Raw genomic sequence first — 15,606 nt, 5'->3', positions numbered from 1 at the left:
TAAAACCTTGCAGTTTTAATTAATATTAACTTTTATAAAAATGATGAACAAATATATATTTAAACATTCTCTACTTGTCATGTTTGTTTTTTACTCGACAATGGTTTTCGCGCAGGCAAATAATTTTAAAGTAACATTAGACGCTGGTCATGGAGATCATGATTATGGTGCGGTTTATAACGGACATATAGAAAAAAATATAAATTTAGCAATCACATTAAAAGTAGGTAAGATATTAGAGCGGAATTCAACTATTGATGTTATCTACACTCGAAAAAATGATATTTTTATTGATTTAATTGAGCGCGCAAATATTGCAAATAGAGCAGATGCAAACATTTTTGTTTCTATACATTGTAATGCAAATAAGAATACTGCAGCCGATGGGACTGAAACTTATGTAATGGGTATGTCTAAGAATGCTTCCAATTTAGAAGCTGCAAAGAGAGAAAACTCGGTTGTAACATTAGAGAAAGATTACAAACAAAAATACCAAGGTTTTGATATTAACAAGCCAGAAACCATGCTAGGAATGACCATCATGCAGGAAGAGTTTATTGAAAATAGTATTGCATTAGCAGGAAAAATTCAAGATCGTTTTGTTCAAGATTTAGGAAAAAAGAGTAGAGGCGGCGGTGTAAAACAAGCACCATATATGGTACTTCATAAAGCTTATATGCCTAGAGTTTTAATTGAAACTGGGTTTATATCTAATCCTGTTGAGGGAGCAAAACTTGATTCTGAAGAAGGGCAACAAGAAATTGCGGAAGCTATTGCACAAGCAATATTAAGTTACAAAAAAGATTTCTTTGATGGAGGAGATTCTATTGAAGCTCCAATTGAAAAACCATCACAAAGAATTGATAATAAAGTTCCGGCTGATAGTAACAACCAAAAAAAATCGGATACCGTAGAAAAGAAAAACGAAGAAAAATCTGATGAAAATAAACCTGAAAAAGGATTAGTTTTCAAAGTGCAAATTTCTGCCAGTCCTAAAAAAGTAGATTTAACACCTGATAATTTCAAAGGTTTAAAAAATATTAGCTGTAATCATGATTCTTTGTATATATACATGTATGGGAATACTTCTAATTATGATGAAGCAAAAAAATTATTAAAAGAAGCTGTATCAAAAGGATATGATTCTGCTTTTATCATTGCATTAAAAGATGGTAAGAGAGTGAGTCTAAAAGATGTCATTAAATAACAATAAACAATACTATTTTGAATATACCTAAGGAAATTAAAACCGCAGTCTTAGTAATAGCTTCAATTGTTCTATTCATTTGGGGTTATAGCTATTTAAAAGGCACTGATTTATTACTAAAATATAAAATTTTACATGCTCAATACGATAATGTTGAAGGCTTAACAATTTCAGCACCTGTTACAATTAGTGGATTAAATGTAGGTAAAGTAAGTAAAATAACTATTGATAATGCTACAGGAAAAGTAAATGTTGAAATGCAAATTAATTCAGACTTTCCTATCAGAAAATCAAGCACTGCCGAAATTTATGCTCCGAGTCCTATTGGAGGAAAACAAATTGCGATTCTACCTAGTAAAGAGGGAGCAATTGCGGTTTCTGGAGATGCGTTGTTCGCATCTAGAAAATTAGGATTAACAGATGAAGTTGCAAAACAAATCGTTCCATTAAAAGATAAAATCAGCAAGCTTTTGGATAATGCTAATATTATGTTAGAAAATGTAAATCAAGTATTGGATGCAAAATCTAAAGAGAATTTAAAAGCAAGTATTTCTAATTTAAATGAAACATTGGCTAAATTTAAAGAAGCTTCTGGACAAATTAATTCAATGCTAGCTGATAATAAAACTAAGATTAATGGCTCTATTAATAACATAGAAAAAATGACAGCTAATTTTTCTAAAATATCCGATTCATTAGAAAAAGAAAATTTAGGTAAAACTGTACAAAGTCTCCAAAAAACTTTAGAGAATGTAAATAAGGTAATGGATGATTTACAAGCTGGTAATGGAACTATGGGTAAATTGCTTAAAGACGAAGGACTTTATACAAATTTAAACAAAACTTCTAAAGAGTTAGAACTATTATTACAGGACCTTAGGTTAAACCCAACACGTTATATTAATGTTTCCGTTTTTGGAAAGAAAAACAAACCATATCAAGCTCCAATAAACGATTCGTTAAAAAAGTAAACTTATTTAGAAATGAATATATTTAGTTATTTAGAGTCCATTTTCTTTGCAATACTATTAATTGTAGGGTTTGGATATTTCACAATAAATGTGAAAAAATTAATCCGAAACATTAAATTAGGAAAAGATGTAGATCGATCGGATAATGCTGAGGCAAGATGGAAAAACATGGCTTGGATTGCTTTAGGGCAGTCAAAAATGGTAAAAAGACCCGTTGCTGGTTTCTTGCATGTAATTGTTTATGCTGGATTTATAATCATAAATTTAGAATTATTAGAGATAATAATTGATGGACTATTTGGAACACACAGAGTATTTTCATTTTTAGGTGGTTTTTACAATTTTTTAATTGCATCCTTTGAGATATTAGCAATATTAGTATTAGCAGCCGTATTTGTTTTTTGGATACGAAGAAATGTAATTAAGTTAAAACGATTTATTAGTTCTGATTTATCTGGTAGTCCAAAAAAAGATGCCAATGTCATTTTATATTTTGAAGTGGTATTAATGTCTTTATTCTTGTTAATGAATGCCTCCGATTTTTGGTTGCAACAAGCAGGTGTAGCTCATTTTACTTCTGTAGGATCTTTTCCAATTAGTCAATTTATAGCACCATTATTTAACGGAATTAGCGAAATCGGAGTAATTATGTTGGAGAAAACATTTTGGTGGTTGCACATTATCGGAATATTAATTTTCTTAAACTACCTCTATTATTCGAAGCATTTACACATATTATTAGCTTTCCCAAACACTTATTTTGCTGACTTAAATGCGAAAGGTAAACTAGATAATTTAGAAAGTGTTACCAATGAAGTAAAATTAATGATGGATCCTAATGCCGATCCTTTTGCTGCACCTACAGCTGATGCTACTGCGGTTCCTAGCAAGTTTGGAGCTTCAGATGTTATGGATTTAAATTGGGTGCAATTATTAAACGCCTATACTTGTACAGAATGTGGAAGATGTACTTCGGCTTGTCCAGCTAATCAAACGGGAAAAAAATTATCTCCTCGAAAAATTATGATGGATACCCGCGATCGATTAGAAGAAGTGGGTAGAAATATCGATAAGAATAAAGGGGTTTTCATACCAGATAATGTTTCTTTATTAAATGATTACATCACAACAGAAGAACTTTGGGCTTGTACATCTTGCAATGCATGCGTAGAAGAATGTCCGGTAAATATTAGTCCTTTGTCAATCATTATAGATATGCGTCGTTATTTAGTTATGGAACAAAGTGCTGCTCCTCAATCATTAAATGCAATGATGTCAAATATTGAAAACAACGGAGCGCCATGGCAATACAACCAAATGGATCGTTTAAACTGGAAAGAAGAATAAAATAATATAAACCTTGATAATTTCCCATTTGTGAGGCTTTGGGAATTTATTATAATGAATGTGAACTACTAAATTTAAAATGAAAATGGAAAACCTTGACAAAACCTTACAAGCAGTAACTGAAAACGGACAACAATTAAGTCCGGTTTTACCAGTAGGAGTAAAAAATTATTTAATTGATATTGATGGAACTGTTTGCGATGACATTCCTAATGAAGAGCCAGAAAGAATGCTTACTGCCGAAGTTTATCCAGATGCATTAATTACTTTAAATAGATGGTATGACGAAGGACATATTATTTTCTTTTTTACCTCAAGAACAGAAGAACATAGAGATTATACCGAGCGTTGGTTAAAACAACACGGATTTAAATACCACGGAATTTTGTTTGGAAAACCAAGAGGGGGTAACTACCACTGGATTGATAACCACTTGGTAAAAGCGACTCGTTATAGAGGTAAATTCACCGATTTAGTTTCAAAAGATGTTACTATTGAGGTATTTGATGATGGTCAACATTAATAAAATATAGTAAGTAAAATCTAATTCAATGTCAGAAAATTTAGTAGTGCCAACCATGGCCGAAATGTTAGCTCAAGGCAAACAACCCGAAGTTTTATTTTGGGTAGGTTGCGCTGGAAGTTTTGACGATAGAGCAAAAAAAATCACTAAAGCTTTAGTGAAAATATTAAATAATGCGAATGTAGAATTTGCTGTATTAGGCACAGAGGAAAGTTGTACTGGCGACCCAGCAAAAAGAGCAGGAAATGAATTTCTTTTTCAAATGCAAGCCATGATGAATATTGAAGTTCTAAATGCTTATGAAGCCAAAAAAATTATTACTGCTTGTCCGCATTGTTTCAATACACTAAAAAATGAATATCCACAATTGGGTGGTAGCTATGAAGTTATGCACCATACGGAATATTTAAAATCACTTTTAGATTCGGGTAGACTTGCCATTGAAGGCGGCCAATTTAAAGGAAAAAAAATTACATTTCATGACCCATGTTATCTTGGTAGAGCCAACAATGTATATGAAGCGCCTAGAGATTTAATTCAAAAATTGGATGCCGAATTAGTGGAGATGAAACGATCAAAAGCTAATGGGCTATGTTGTGGTGCTGGTGGTGCGCAAATGTTTAAAGATGCTGAAAAAGGCAACAAAGAAATAAACATTGAACGTACGGAAGATGCTTTAGAAACCCATTCTGATATCATTGCTACTGGATGTCCATTTTGTAATACGATGATGACCGACGGTGTAAAAGTGAAAGAGAATCAAACAAAAGTATTAGATGTTGCGGAGTTAATTGCTAATGCTCAAGATTTATAAATAAATAATTACTAATGTACGTACCATTTGAAAGTTTACCCGAAGAATCACGAATTTGGATTTATCCTTCCAATAGAAAATTTTCTGATGAGGAGATTGCAGTAATTGAAAAAGATTTAGAGGACTTTATAAATAATTGGTCTGCACATGGTACTGCATTGGAGGCATCTTTTACTATAAAGTACAGTCGTTTTATTATCATCGCAATAAATCAAGAAGTACATCAGGCAACGGGTTGTTCAATAGATTCTTCGGTTGCTTTTATTCAAAGTTTAGAGCAAAAATACAATGTGGATTTATTGGATAAAATGAATGTTTCCTTCAAGCAAGGTGAGTTTATTACTTATAAACCATTATTAGATTTTAAAAAACTAGCTAAAGATAAATCGGTTTCCGAAAATACTATTGTATTTAATAATCTCGTTAATACAATTGAAGAATGGAAAGAAAACTGGGAAGTTCCAGCTTCGGAAAGTTGGCACAGTAGATTCTTTTAATCACTTAGCTTATTTATGAAAAAAATAATTCAATTTGCACTTATTCTCCTATTGATATCTATAGTTACTAATTGTGGAGTGACTAAAGATGCTAATTCTATAAGCAAAATTGTAAAACCTGAATTTTCATATGATGATGAAGTATATGTTCCGGTATTGAAATCAGAACGAAAAAACTTCTTCAAAGACTCTGAACCCGAAACCAAATGGGTTGATAGTATTTATAACCAAATGACTTTTGAAGAAAAAATCGGCCAACTTTTTATGGTCGCAGCTTATTCTAATAAAGATTCAGTTCATGTAAATTCTATAGATAAGTTAATTCTAGAAAATAAAATTGGCGGATTGATATTTTTTCAAGGTGGTCCTGGTCGTCAAGCGAATTTAACCAATCGTTTTCAATCAAAATCAAAAGTTCCTTTATTTATAGGTATTGACGCAGAGTGGGGATTAAGCATGCGATTGGATTCAACATACAAATATCCTTGGAATACGACATTAGGAGCCATTAAAGATTTAAAACTGATAGAAGAAGTGGGCCGAAATATGGCTCAAGAAACGAAAAGAATTGGAGCACATTTTAATTTCGCTCCAGTTTTAGACATTAACACCAACCCAAAAAATCCTATTATAGGTAACCGTTCATTTGGAGAAGATAAGGTTAATGTTACCGAACATGCCATAGCTTTAATGAAAGGAACCCAAAGTCAAGGTGTGTTTTGTACTGGAAAACATTTCCCTGGTCATGGCGATACTGCTTTAGATTCACATTATGCTTTGCCATTAGTTTCTTTTTCAAAGGAAAGAATTGATAAAGTCGAATTGTATCCTTACAAACGAATGTTTGATGAAGGATTGGTTTCGGTGATGGTAGCTCATTTAAATGTTCCAAGTTTAGAACCTCGCGAAAATTATCCTACTTCGGTATCTTATAAAGTAGTTACTGATTTGTTACAAAATGATTTAGGTTTTGAAGGTTTGATCTTTACTGATGCTTTAAATATGAAAGCAGCTAGTAAGTTTATGAAACCAGGTGATATCGATTTGGAAGCATTTTTAGCTGGAAATGATATCTTGCTTTTTGCAGAAAATGTTCCATTTGCGGTTCAAAAAATAACAGAAGCTTTCCAAAATGGACAAGTTACTGAAGATCGGATTGCAAAATCAGTAAAGAAAATTTTACATTACAAATTCAAAGTTGGTTTGAATAAGTTTAAACCAATTGATATTAAAAATTTAGCAAACGATTTAAATACAACTTATAAGGATGCTTTACAATATCAGTTGTATGAACATGCTACCACGGTTTTAAAGAATAAGAATAATATACTTCCAATTAAAAATTTAGACCAAAAGATTGCTTATGTAAAACTAGGCGATGATACCAATTCGGCTTTTGTTTCTACCTTAAAAAAATATACTGAAGTAACCGAAGTTTCTGACACCAATCTAGATTCTTTAGAAGTAAAATTAAAAGAATATAACATCGTTATTGTTGGTTACCACAAATCGGATAGAGCCTGGAAAAAGCATGATTTTTCTGAAACAGAATTAGCTTGGATTCAAGATATTGCTAAGAAGAATAACGTAATATTAGATGCTTTTGCAAAACCCTATTCGTTATCAACTATTCCAAATTTTGAAGATTTTGAAGGAGTAGTAATGTCATATCAAAATAGTGATTTCTCTCAAATAGTTGGAGCTCAATTACTATTTGGAGCAATTGAATCACAGGGTAAACTTCCGGTTTCTATTAACGAAGAATTTAAGGATGGTTTTGGATTAAATACTGAAAAATTAAACCGTTTAGGTTTTACCGCTCCTGAGAATGTAGGCGTGAGTCCAAGAGTATTGTCAAAAATTGATGAATTAGCAAAAAAGGCAATTTCAGGAAAAATGACACCTGGAATTCAGGTGCTTGTTGCTAGAAGAGGTAAAGTTATTTTTCAAAGATCATACGGTTATCAAACCTACGAGCCAGTTGTAAAAGTTCAAAATTCCGATTTATATGATGTAGCTTCTTTAACTAAAATAGTTTCTACTTTGCCAAATGTAATGCAGTTGTTTGAACAAGGAAAAGTAAATTTAGATACTAAGTTAGGTGATATGCTTCCGCAAATAAAAGGTAGTAATAAGCAAGATATTTCGTTTAAAGAATTACTTTCTCATTATTCACAACTACAGCCTTGGATTCCATTTTACAAAGCTACTTTAGATACTGAAAAATGTCCTTCCAATAAATATTACAGTTTAAATTCAAAACCTGGATTCACAATTCAAGTTTCTGAAAACTTGTATCTGCGAAATGATTATCAAGATAGCATTATGAAGCAAATTGTAGATAGTAAACTTTTAGATAAAAAAGAATACAAGTACAGTGACTTCACCTTTATATTATTAAAAGAATATTTAGAGAAAACTTCAGGTAAAACTATAAATGTATTGAGTTCTGAAAATTTCTACAGATCTCTTGGAATGAATAACACTTTGTATAATCCATTACAAAAATTTGATGCAAGTGTCATTGCTCCAACTGAAGAGGATACCTATTTTCGTCACACTTTGGTTCAAGGCTATGTTCATGATATGGCAGCAGCAATGCAGGGGGGAGTGGCCGGTCATGCCGGAATATTCTCGAATGCCATGGATATTGCTAAAATTATGCAAATGTATCTTCAAAAAGGAAATTATGGTGGTATTCAATATTTTAAACCTGCTACTTTTGACACTTTTAATACTTGCAATTTCTGCTCTGAAGGCAACAGAAGAGGCTTAGGTTTTGATAAACCACAATTAGGTAAAGAAGGTCCTACTTGCAACTGTGTTTCAAAATCTAGTTTTGGACATACCGGCTTTACTGGAACAATGGCTTGGGCCGATCCTGAAACAGAGCTAGTATATGTTTTCCTATCCAATAGAACTTACCCTGATTCTAATGCAGCTAATAAATTATCTAAAGAAAATATCAGAGAAGATATTCAAAAGGTGATACAAGAAGCGCTGTTAGATAAATAATATTCGAAGTAAAATAGTATCTTCGTATTTCAATAAAACAACATGAAAATAGCAATTGTTTGTTATCCAACTTTTGGAGGTAGTGGTGTCGTAGCAACCGAATTAGGTATTGAATTAGCTAATCGTGGCCATGAAGTTCATTTTATTACTTACAGACAGCCAGTTCGATTAGCTTTATTAAATTCAAATGTACATTACCACGAAGTAAATGTTCCTGAGTATCCTTTATTTCATTATCAGCCCTACGAATTAGCACTTTCAAGCAAATTGGTTGATATGGTGAAGTTATACAAAATTGATTTACTTCATGTGCATTATGCAATTCCGCATGCCTATGCAGGCTATATGGCAAAACAAATGTTGAAAGACCAAGGAATTTCAATTCCAATGGTAACCACACTTCACGGAACAGATATTACATTGGTTGGTAATCATCCAAATTATAAAACAGCAGTAAGTTTCAGTATCAATAAATCCGATGTGGTTACTTCGGTTTCCCAAAGTTTAAAAGATGCAACCTACGAATTATTTGATATCAAAAAAGAAATTCATGTGATTCCAAATTTTATTGAGTTAGTAAAACATCCGTTAGAATACAATTCGGTTTGTCAGAGATCTACAATGGCAAAACAAGAAGAGCGAATCATTACACACATCAGTAATTTTAGAAAGGTAAAACGAATTCCTGATGTTATAAAAATATTTGATAAAATTCAAAAAGAAATTCCTGCTAAATTAATGATGGTAGGTGATGGGCCTGAAAAAGTTAAAGCAGAGCAACTTTGTGAAAAATTAGGAATTATAGACAAGGTCATATTTTTTGGAAACAGCAATGAAATCGACAGCATATTGTCAAATTCCGATTTATTTTTATTACCATCTGAAACTGAAAGTTTTGGTCTTGCAGCATTAGAAGCTATGGCTTGGCGAGTACCGGTGATTTCAAGTAATACAGGTGGATTGCCAGAAGTTAATTTTGAAGGAGTTTCTGGTTATTTAAGTAATGTGGGTGCTATTGATGAAATGGCAGAAAATGCGATTAAAATTCTAAGGGATATTGCAACTTTAAATACATTTAAAGAAAATGCTTTATCGGTTGCAAAGCAGTTTGATATTCATAATATTTTGCCTTTGTACGAATCAATTTATTATAAAGCGATTGAAGATTCAAAATAAATTATTTATGTTTAAAAAAATCATTTTTTTTTCAATAGCATTTGTGTTATTTTCTTGCAGTTCAAAAAGGCCTCCAATAGAATCCAAACCTTTATATGATATACTATTCAGAAGTGACTATGGAGGAGCATCTTTTCAGTTTTACGAAATAATAACAGAGCAAAAAGAATTTAATATGTTATTAAAAGATAAGATGATTAAACCTTACATCACTAAAGAAGAAATTGACTCCTGTAATTTCATATTAATTAATTTGGGAGAAAAAAGTAAAGAAGGCTATACTATAAAAGTAGAATCGATTGAGGAAGTAAATGATAAAATAGTATTATCAATAAAGGAAATTGAACCTCAATCTACTAATTTAGTTACTACAAGTCCTTGTTATGTAATTAAAGTTAAGTCCAAAAAAACTATTGAAATCAAGCAATAAAAAAAATCCCATATTTATGGGATTTTTTATTTAATCAAATTTATACCGAAATCCTAGTGCTAATTGATTTCCAAAATTAGAATTTCTATAGCCTCCTGTTGCAAAATACAATTCTGGCCTTAAGTCTAATGAAATTTGAATTGGAGTATCATTAAATGAATATTCTAATCCAATAGCACCTGCAGCATTAAACAATACGCCACTATCTTTAGGGATATTATTTGAGTTACTCCAGCTTACAATACCAGCACCGGCTCCAGCATACCAATTTAATCCATTGTCTATCTGCCAAACCCATTGATATAATCCGGTTAATTTAATTGCTGAAACATTATTGCTATTTTGCCAACCTAAATCTATTTCAGCTCTATTACTAGATGAAAGTGCTCTCTGATACGAAATTTCTGCCCCAAATCCGTCATTGTTTCCAAGTCTTAAACCCAAAGCATTTTTTGAAAAGTTTTGTGCATTTATTGTTGTAACAACTACAATTAGCATCAATACTAGGTGAAGATTTTTTTTCATATCAAAAGAATTAAATTATCTAAATAATAAACGAAAAAAATGATATTCTATTGTATTATTATTTTAATTTAATAAATAGGTTGTCAGAAATTCCTCTTGGGTTTCTGATGCAGTTGCTGGAACACCAAATTGAGTTGCAATATCTGGGTTAATGTCATAATGAAAATAAGTATTAGTATACACATTGCCAATATTTTTTGCAAAATACTCATTAATTGTAAATACAGTTTGATCTGCTAATAATATTGCAGTAACACCAGAATTAGTTGTTGATATTTTTAGATTCAACAACAACCTTGTCTTTTTAACATTGTTGTAAGTAACATTGTTAGATGTATAATCTGGTAAAGATTCTTGAGCAACTGCTTTTAAAGTGTAATTGATATCTAAAGGATAATTATTAACTGTTTGTTGAAGTGTTCCTGATGTAATGCCAATTTCTGTTCCAATTGGAGCATTATCTTTAAAGAAAGCAAAATTATTTAAATTAATTTCTACTGGAGTTATTAATCCAGGAAATGGGATTGAAAATGTACCGGTTGCAATAAGAGAACTTCCACTAATTTTAACACCATTATTTTTTAAAGTTCTTGAAAAAAATCCATTTGCGTTGTTTGTAGTTTTCATTTTTTTAAATGTAACTCCACTAATTAGAGTATCATTTGAAACATACAAATGATCAATACCTAATGATGAATTTATAGCGCCAGCGTTAACTTGTTGTACATCATAGTTCCAATAATTGCCATCTTTTAATGGCATATAAGTTGTTGGAGTTTCTGGAATGATTATTTCTTCAACGGGATTTGAACTAGAGCAAGATATGTTGATTAACATAAATAGAGTTAGCAACATGCTGAATTTATATTTCATGAATTTATTATTTGATGCTAAAGTATTAAAACTATTTTATTAAAAAGTATTTCAATTATCATTTTAATTCTATTTTTGTGAAAAACAAACTACTATGGCTGGAAATAGCTACGGAACTCTTTTTAGAATTACCACATTTGGAGAATCACATGGGGAGTCTTTAGGTGGAATTATTGATGGATGTCCACCCGGAATTGAATTAGATACAGATGCAATTCATTTTGAAATGCAAAGGAGAAAGCCTGGTCAATCTTCAATTGTAACACAACGCAAAGAAGATGATGAAGTGCAATTTCTTTCTGGAATTTTTGAAGGAAAAACCACGGGAACTCCAATTGGATTTACAATTAAAAATACCAATCAAAAATCTGGAGATTATTCTCAAAACATAGAAACATACAGACCTAGTCACGCCGATTATGTATACGAAAAAAAATACGGTATACGAGATTATCGGGGTGGTGGAAGAAGTTCGGCAAGAGAAACAGCTTGTAGGGTAGTTGCAGGAGCAATTGCTAAACAAGTGCTAACTGAAGTTAAAATTAATGCTTTTGTTTCTTCTGTTGGAAATATTTCAATTAATAAACCTTATCAGGAGTTAAATTTTTCTAATATAGAAAGTAATGCAGTTCGTTGTCCAGATCTTGAAATTGCAAATAAAATGGAAAAACACATTCTGGAAATAAAAAAACAAGGGGATACAATTGGCGGAACAATTACTTGTGTAATTCAAAATGTACCAATTGGTTTAGGTGAACCAGTTTTTGATAAATTACATGCCGAATTAGGAAAAGCAATGCTATCTATAAATGCAGTTAAGGGATTTGAATATGGAAGTGGTTTTTGTGGGTCTCAGATGAAAGGCAGTGAACATAATGATTTGTATAATGCAGATGGTACAACTAAAACGAATCTTTCTGGAGGTATTCAAGGTGGAATTTCAAACGGAATGGATATTTACTTTAGAGTTGCATTTAAACCAGTAGCAACCTTGATTAAAAAACAAGAAGTATTATCGACTGAAAATTTGATAATCGAACAGCAAGGAAAAGGGAGACACGATCCCTGTGTGGTTCCAAGAGCAGTTCCAATTGTAGAAGCAATGGCAGCCATAGTCCTTGCAGATTTTTATTTACTAAATAAATCGTACCAAAAATAATGGAGACTAAAAACAATTTAAAAAAATCAATTTTAAACAATATAACTATTCAAATTGTAATTGCTATGCTCTTAGGGGCTATACTGGGTGTAATAATTCATAATAATTATATTACTGATGATGCTAAAAATTTTAGCGATAAAATAAAAATGTTAGCTACTGTATTCATTCGATTGGTTCAAATGATAATTGCCCCATTGGTATTTACAACTTTGGTTGTTGGAATAGCTAAACTTGGAGATGTTAAATCAGTTGGTAGAATAGGAGGGAAAGCATTGGTGTGGTTTTTCACTGCATCATTTATTTCATTATTGATTGGTATGTTTTGGGTAAATACCTTGAAGCCTGGTGTAGGATTGCATTTAGGTACAATTGATAAAAATGCTGCAAATGAACTAACTGAAAAGGTGGAGGGATTTTCTGCTCAAAATTTTATAGAACACATAATTCCAAAAAGTATTATTGAGGCAATGGCCAATAATGAAATTTTACAGATTGTAATATTTTCAATTTTCTTTGGATTAGCAGCGGCTTCAATTGGTGAAAATTCAAAACCAATCGTTAATGCATTAGACAAAACATCTCATATCATTTTAAAAATGGTAAATTATGTGATGAAATTTGCACCAATAGGCGTGTTTGGAGCAATTGCCGGAGTATTTGCAATTAAAGATATAAGTGAATTATTGTTTACTTATGCGAAGTTTTTTAGTTCGTTTTTAGTCGGAATTGCTTCATTATGGTTGTTTTTACTAGTTATTGGTTTTATTTTCTTAAGAAATCATATGGCCACATTATTAAAACGAATAATTAGTCCATTAATGATTGCATTTGGCACTACAAGTAGTGAGGCAGTGTTTCCAAAATTAACTGAAGAATTAGAGCGATTTGGAGTAAAAGATAAAATAGTATCGTTTATGTTGCCTTTAGGATATTCTTTTAACCTTGACGGAAGTATGATGTATATGACTTTTGCAAGTATTTTTATTGCACAAGTTTATGGAGTAGATTTAGATGTATCTACTCAAATAACTATGTTGTTGGTATTAATGTTAACAAGTAAAGGAATTGCCGGTGTTCCTAGAGCAAGTTTAGTTGTAGTTGCAGCCACCTGTGGTATGTTTAAAATTCCAGTAGAAGGAATCGCATTAATTTTACCAATAGATCATTTTTGTGATATGTTTCGAAGTGCCACCAATGTTTTAGGTAATGCTATTGCAACCTCAGTTGTAGGTAATTGGGAAAAAGATAATTAAATATTTTTTTTTAAAATTAATATTTATATATTTGTACTTTAACTTTAAATTTAAAACTCATGAAAAAAATTACTTTATTTTTAATTCTATTAACAACAACTTATATTTCAAACGCACAAGTTGTTTTTAGTGAGAACTGGGATGGAGTTGGCCCTGGTATTTCAGGCTGGACTCTTTATAATCAAGATGGTTTTACTCCCAATGCTTCTGTTGCATTTGTAAATGCAGCATGGGTTCCATATGCAGAGGAATTTGATAATAATGTTGCAATTAGTACATCATGGTACACTCCTGCAAATACTTCAAATGACTGGCTTGTTTCTCCATCAATTTCAATCCCAGCAGGTACTTCGACTTTATATTGGGACGCAAAAGCTTATGACACAACCTATCCTGATTCTTACAAATTATTAATTTCTACAACAGGAAATACAATTGCAGATTTTACTACTACTCTTTTAGTAGTAGACCCTGAAGCAGATGCTTGGACAAGACATACTTTAGATTTAAGTGCATATGCTGGACAAACGGTTTATTTAGCATTTCAAAATTATTCTAATGATATGTTTTTATTGTCAGTTGATAATATAAGTATTTTAAACAATAATACATGTGCACCGCCTGATAGAGCTGTTTATTATTCAGCAAATTCTACTACTTCTGCTTCAATTGAATGGACAGGGACAAGTGCTAGCTACGATGTAGCAATTGGAGCTCCAGGTTTTACGCCGTCAACTCCAACAGCAACAACTCCAGATTTGTCTTATACATTTAATGATTTAACACCTAATACTAGATATCATTATTATGTAAGAAGTTCATGTGGAAGCGCTTGGATTGGTCCTTATTCTTTATTTACTGCAAGTGTATTACCTCTTGTTCAAGGATTTGAAAATCCTGCTGCAAGTGGTGGTTTTAGTGTTGAAGGTTGGGTTAATAGCGGATGGAGTTTAGCTAGTTTAGCAGCAAGTGCTCAAGCTGGTGCAGGGTATGTTTTTAGAAACAGTAGTACTACAGCAGCAACAAATACTTGGTTGTTTACAAAGCCATTAAGTTTATCTTCAGGTGAGCAGGTAACAATGACATTTTATACAAGATTAGGAAATGCAGCTGGTTCTGCTCAAACATTAAAAGTATATGTTAATGATATTGTAAGTACAGCTGGTGTAACTCAACTTGGTTCAACTTTATCTATTACTGGTGCTACATATACACTTCAAACTGTAACTTATACAGCGCCTTCTAGTGGTGTATATTATTTTGCTTTTAATAATGCAACTCCAATTATTACAACTGCTACATCTTTAAGATTAGATTCTATAAACATTTCATCTGTACTTGGTACAAATAGTTACTCAGACATAAGTTTTTCAGTATCTCCTAATCCAACTAAAGATATTGTAAATGTTTCAAATACATCTGTATTAATTAATTCGATTGAGGTTACAGATTTGAATGGAAGAGTTGTTAAAACTGTAAATTCAATTGACGCTTCTAACGCTCAAGTAAACATCTCAGATTTATCTTCTGGAGTTTACATGATGAAAATAGTTTCTGATCAAGGAATAAGTACTAAAAAAGTTATTAAAGAATAAATTTTAATAATACACAATCTTAAAAAGACTAAGCAATGCTTAGTCTTTTTTTTTAAAATTATTTATCCAGTGAAATTGATAAATTTATATGGATTATTATTAAAAAATTAGTTTTTACATAAGAGCTTAAGAAACATAATATTTATAAGTAAATTATATATCTTAAAATTTTGATTTTATAAATAAATTTTAAATCTATAAATTAATTTATAACTTAT

14 protein-coding genes are annotated in these 15,606 nt (G+C 31.4%); 12 read left to right on the top strand and 2 right to left on the bottom strand.

Annotation, left to right across the window (positions count from 1 at the left end):
- Positions 1 to 100: 100 nt before the first annotated feature.
- The 9 genes from ABWO08_RS06880 to ABWO08_RS06840 all read left to right on the top strand — a co-directional run bounded on the left by ABWO08_RS06880 (position 101) and on the right by ABWO08_RS06840 (position 9,980).
- Positions 101 to 1,207, top strand: coding sequence for an N-acetylmuramoyl-L-alanine amidase family protein (locus ABWO08_RS06880; protein WP_353084600.1), 1,107 nt, complete (start codon positions 101 to 103; stop codon positions 1,205 to 1,207).
- Between the two features lie 17 nt (positions 1,208 to 1,224).
- Positions 1,225 to 2,178, top strand: coding sequence for an MlaD family protein (locus tag ABWO08_RS06875; RefSeq protein ID WP_353084598.1), 954 nt, complete (start codon positions 1,225 to 1,227; stop codon positions 2,176 to 2,178).
- A 12-nt stretch (positions 2,179 to 2,190) separates the two neighbouring features.
- Positions 2,191 to 3,525, top strand: a complete 1,335-nt coding sequence (locus ABWO08_RS06870; protein ID WP_353084597.1) for a 4Fe-4S dicluster domain-containing protein — start codon at positions 2,191 to 2,193, stop codon at positions 3,523 to 3,525.
- Positions 3,526 to 3,604: 79 nt separating this feature from the next.
- The gene (locus tag ABWO08_RS06865) at positions 3,605 to 4,048 is read left to right on the top strand and encodes an LNS2 domain-containing protein (RefSeq protein ID WP_353084595.1); all 444 of its coding nucleotides are present in this window, start codon (positions 3,605 to 3,607) and stop codon (positions 4,046 to 4,048) included.
- A 28-nt stretch (positions 4,049 to 4,076) separates the two neighbouring features.
- Positions 4,077 to 4,862, top strand: coding sequence for a (Fe-S)-binding protein (locus ABWO08_RS06860; protein WP_353084593.1), 786 nt, complete (start codon positions 4,077 to 4,079; stop codon positions 4,860 to 4,862).
- A gap of 14 nt (positions 4,863 to 4,876) precedes the next feature.
- Positions 4,877 to 5,359 carry an ABC transporter ATPase gene (locus ABWO08_RS06855; RefSeq protein WP_353084591.1) on the top strand — a complete coding sequence of 161 codons (483 nt, stop codon included), beginning with the start codon at positions 4,877 to 4,879 and terminating at the stop codon, positions 5,357 to 5,359.
- 15 nt (positions 5,360 to 5,374) lie between these two features.
- Positions 5,375 to 8,374, top strand: coding sequence for a serine hydrolase domain-containing protein (locus ABWO08_RS06850; protein WP_353084589.1), 3,000 nt, complete (start codon positions 5,375 to 5,377; stop codon positions 8,372 to 8,374).
- Between the two features lie 42 nt (positions 8,375 to 8,416).
- Positions 8,417 to 9,550, top strand: a complete 1,134-nt coding sequence (bshA, locus tag ABWO08_RS06845; protein WP_353084587.1) for an N-acetyl-alpha-D-glucosaminyl L-malate synthase BshA — start codon at positions 8,417 to 8,419, stop codon at positions 9,548 to 9,550.
- A 7-nt stretch (positions 9,551 to 9,557) separates the two neighbouring features.
- Complete coding sequence (locus tag ABWO08_RS06840) at positions 9,558 to 9,980, top strand: protease complex subunit PrcB family protein (RefSeq protein ID WP_353084585.1); 423 nt, start codon at positions 9,558 to 9,560, stop codon at positions 9,978 to 9,980.
- 30 nt (positions 9,981 to 10,010) lie between these two features.
- On the opposite strand, the gene ABWO08_RS06835 is transcribed toward ABWO08_RS06840, so the two are convergent.
- Positions 10,011 to 10,505 carry a hypothetical protein gene (locus ABWO08_RS06835; protein ID WP_353084583.1) on the bottom strand — a complete coding sequence of 165 codons (495 nt, stop codon included), beginning with the start codon at positions 10,503 to 10,505 and terminating at the stop codon, positions 10,011 to 10,013.
- A gap of 63 nt (positions 10,506 to 10,568) precedes the next feature.
- The gene (locus ABWO08_RS06830) at positions 10,569 to 11,378 is read right to left on the bottom strand and encodes a hypothetical protein (protein WP_353084581.1); all 810 of its coding nucleotides are present in this window, start codon (positions 11,376 to 11,378) and stop codon (positions 10,569 to 10,571) included.
- Between the two features lie 94 nt (positions 11,379 to 11,472).
- On the opposite strand from ABWO08_RS06830, the gene aroC reads away from it, so the two are divergent.
- Genes aroC through ABWO08_RS06815 form a run of 3 tightly spaced genes read left to right on the top strand, consistent with a single transcriptional unit; the run spans position 11,473 to position 15,388 of the window.
- A complete protein-coding gene (gene aroC / locus ABWO08_RS06825; protein WP_353084579.1) occupies positions 11,473 to 12,537 on the top strand; it encodes a chorismate synthase in 1,065 nt (354 codons plus the stop codon).
- A complete protein-coding gene (locus ABWO08_RS06820; protein WP_353084576.1) occupies positions 12,537 to 13,793 on the top strand; it encodes a dicarboxylate/amino acid:cation symporter in 1,257 nt (418 codons plus the stop codon). Before aroC ends, ABWO08_RS06820 begins: the two co-directional genes overlap by 1 nt.
- A gap of 59 nt (positions 13,794 to 13,852) precedes the next feature.
- Positions 13,853 to 15,388 carry a T9SS-dependent choice-of-anchor J family protein gene (locus ABWO08_RS06815; RefSeq protein ID WP_353084573.1) on the top strand — a complete coding sequence of 512 codons (1,536 nt, stop codon included), beginning with the start codon at positions 13,853 to 13,855 and terminating at the stop codon, positions 15,386 to 15,388.
- Positions 15,389 to 15,606 lie beyond the last annotated feature (218 nt).

This window comes from Flavobacterium sp. (genome assembly GCF_040383245.1).
Lineage (GTDB): Bacteria > Bacteroidota > Bacteroidia > Flavobacteriales > Flavobacteriaceae > Flavobacterium.
This window is presented reverse-complemented; position numbering and strand designations above follow the sequence as displayed.

Excerpts from the sequence above, each read along its gene's own strand:
- ABWO08_RS06880 (WP_353084600.1), top strand. The coding sequence starts at position 101 with ATGGTTTTCGCGCAGGCAAATAATTTTAAAGTAACATTAGACGCTGGT.
- ABWO08_RS06835 (WP_353084583.1), bottom strand. The coding sequence starts at position 10,505 with ATGAAAAAAAATCTTCACCTAGTATTGATGCTAATTGTAGTTGTTACA.
- ABWO08_RS06820 (WP_353084576.1), top strand. The coding sequence starts at position 12,537 with ATGGAGACTAAAAACAATTTAAAAAAATCAATTTTAAACAATATAACT.
- ABWO08_RS06870 (WP_353084597.1), top strand. The coding sequence starts at position 2,191 with ATGAATATATTTAGTTATTTAGAGTCCATTTTCTTTGCAATACTATTA.
- bshA (WP_353084587.1), top strand. The coding sequence starts at position 8,417 with ATGAAAATAGCAATTGTTTGTTATCCAACTTTTGGAGGTAGTGGTGTC.
- ABWO08_RS06865 (WP_353084595.1), top strand. The coding sequence starts at position 3,605 with ATGAAAATGGAAAACCTTGACAAAACCTTACAAGCAGTAACTGAAAAC.
- ABWO08_RS06840 (WP_353084585.1), top strand. The coding sequence starts at position 9,558 with ATGTTTAAAAAAATCATTTTTTTTTCAATAGCATTTGTGTTATTTTCT.
- ABWO08_RS06815 (WP_353084573.1), top strand. The coding sequence starts at position 13,853 with ATGAAAAAAATTACTTTATTTTTAATTCTATTAACAACAACTTATATT.
- ABWO08_RS06850 (WP_353084589.1), top strand. The coding sequence starts at position 5,375 with ATGAAAAAAATAATTCAATTTGCACTTATTCTCCTATTGATATCTATA.
- ABWO08_RS06860 (WP_353084593.1), top strand. The coding sequence starts at position 4,077 with ATGTCAGAAAATTTAGTAGTGCCAACCATGGCCGAAATGTTAGCTCAA.
- ABWO08_RS06855 (WP_353084591.1), top strand. The coding sequence starts at position 4,877 with ATGTACGTACCATTTGAAAGTTTACCCGAAGAATCACGAATTTGGATT.
- ABWO08_RS06830 (WP_353084581.1), bottom strand. The coding sequence starts at position 11,378 with ATGAAATATAAATTCAGCATGTTGCTAACTCTATTTATGTTAATCAAC.
- aroC (WP_353084579.1), top strand. The coding sequence starts at position 11,473 with ATGGCTGGAAATAGCTACGGAACTCTTTTTAGAATTACCACATTTGGA.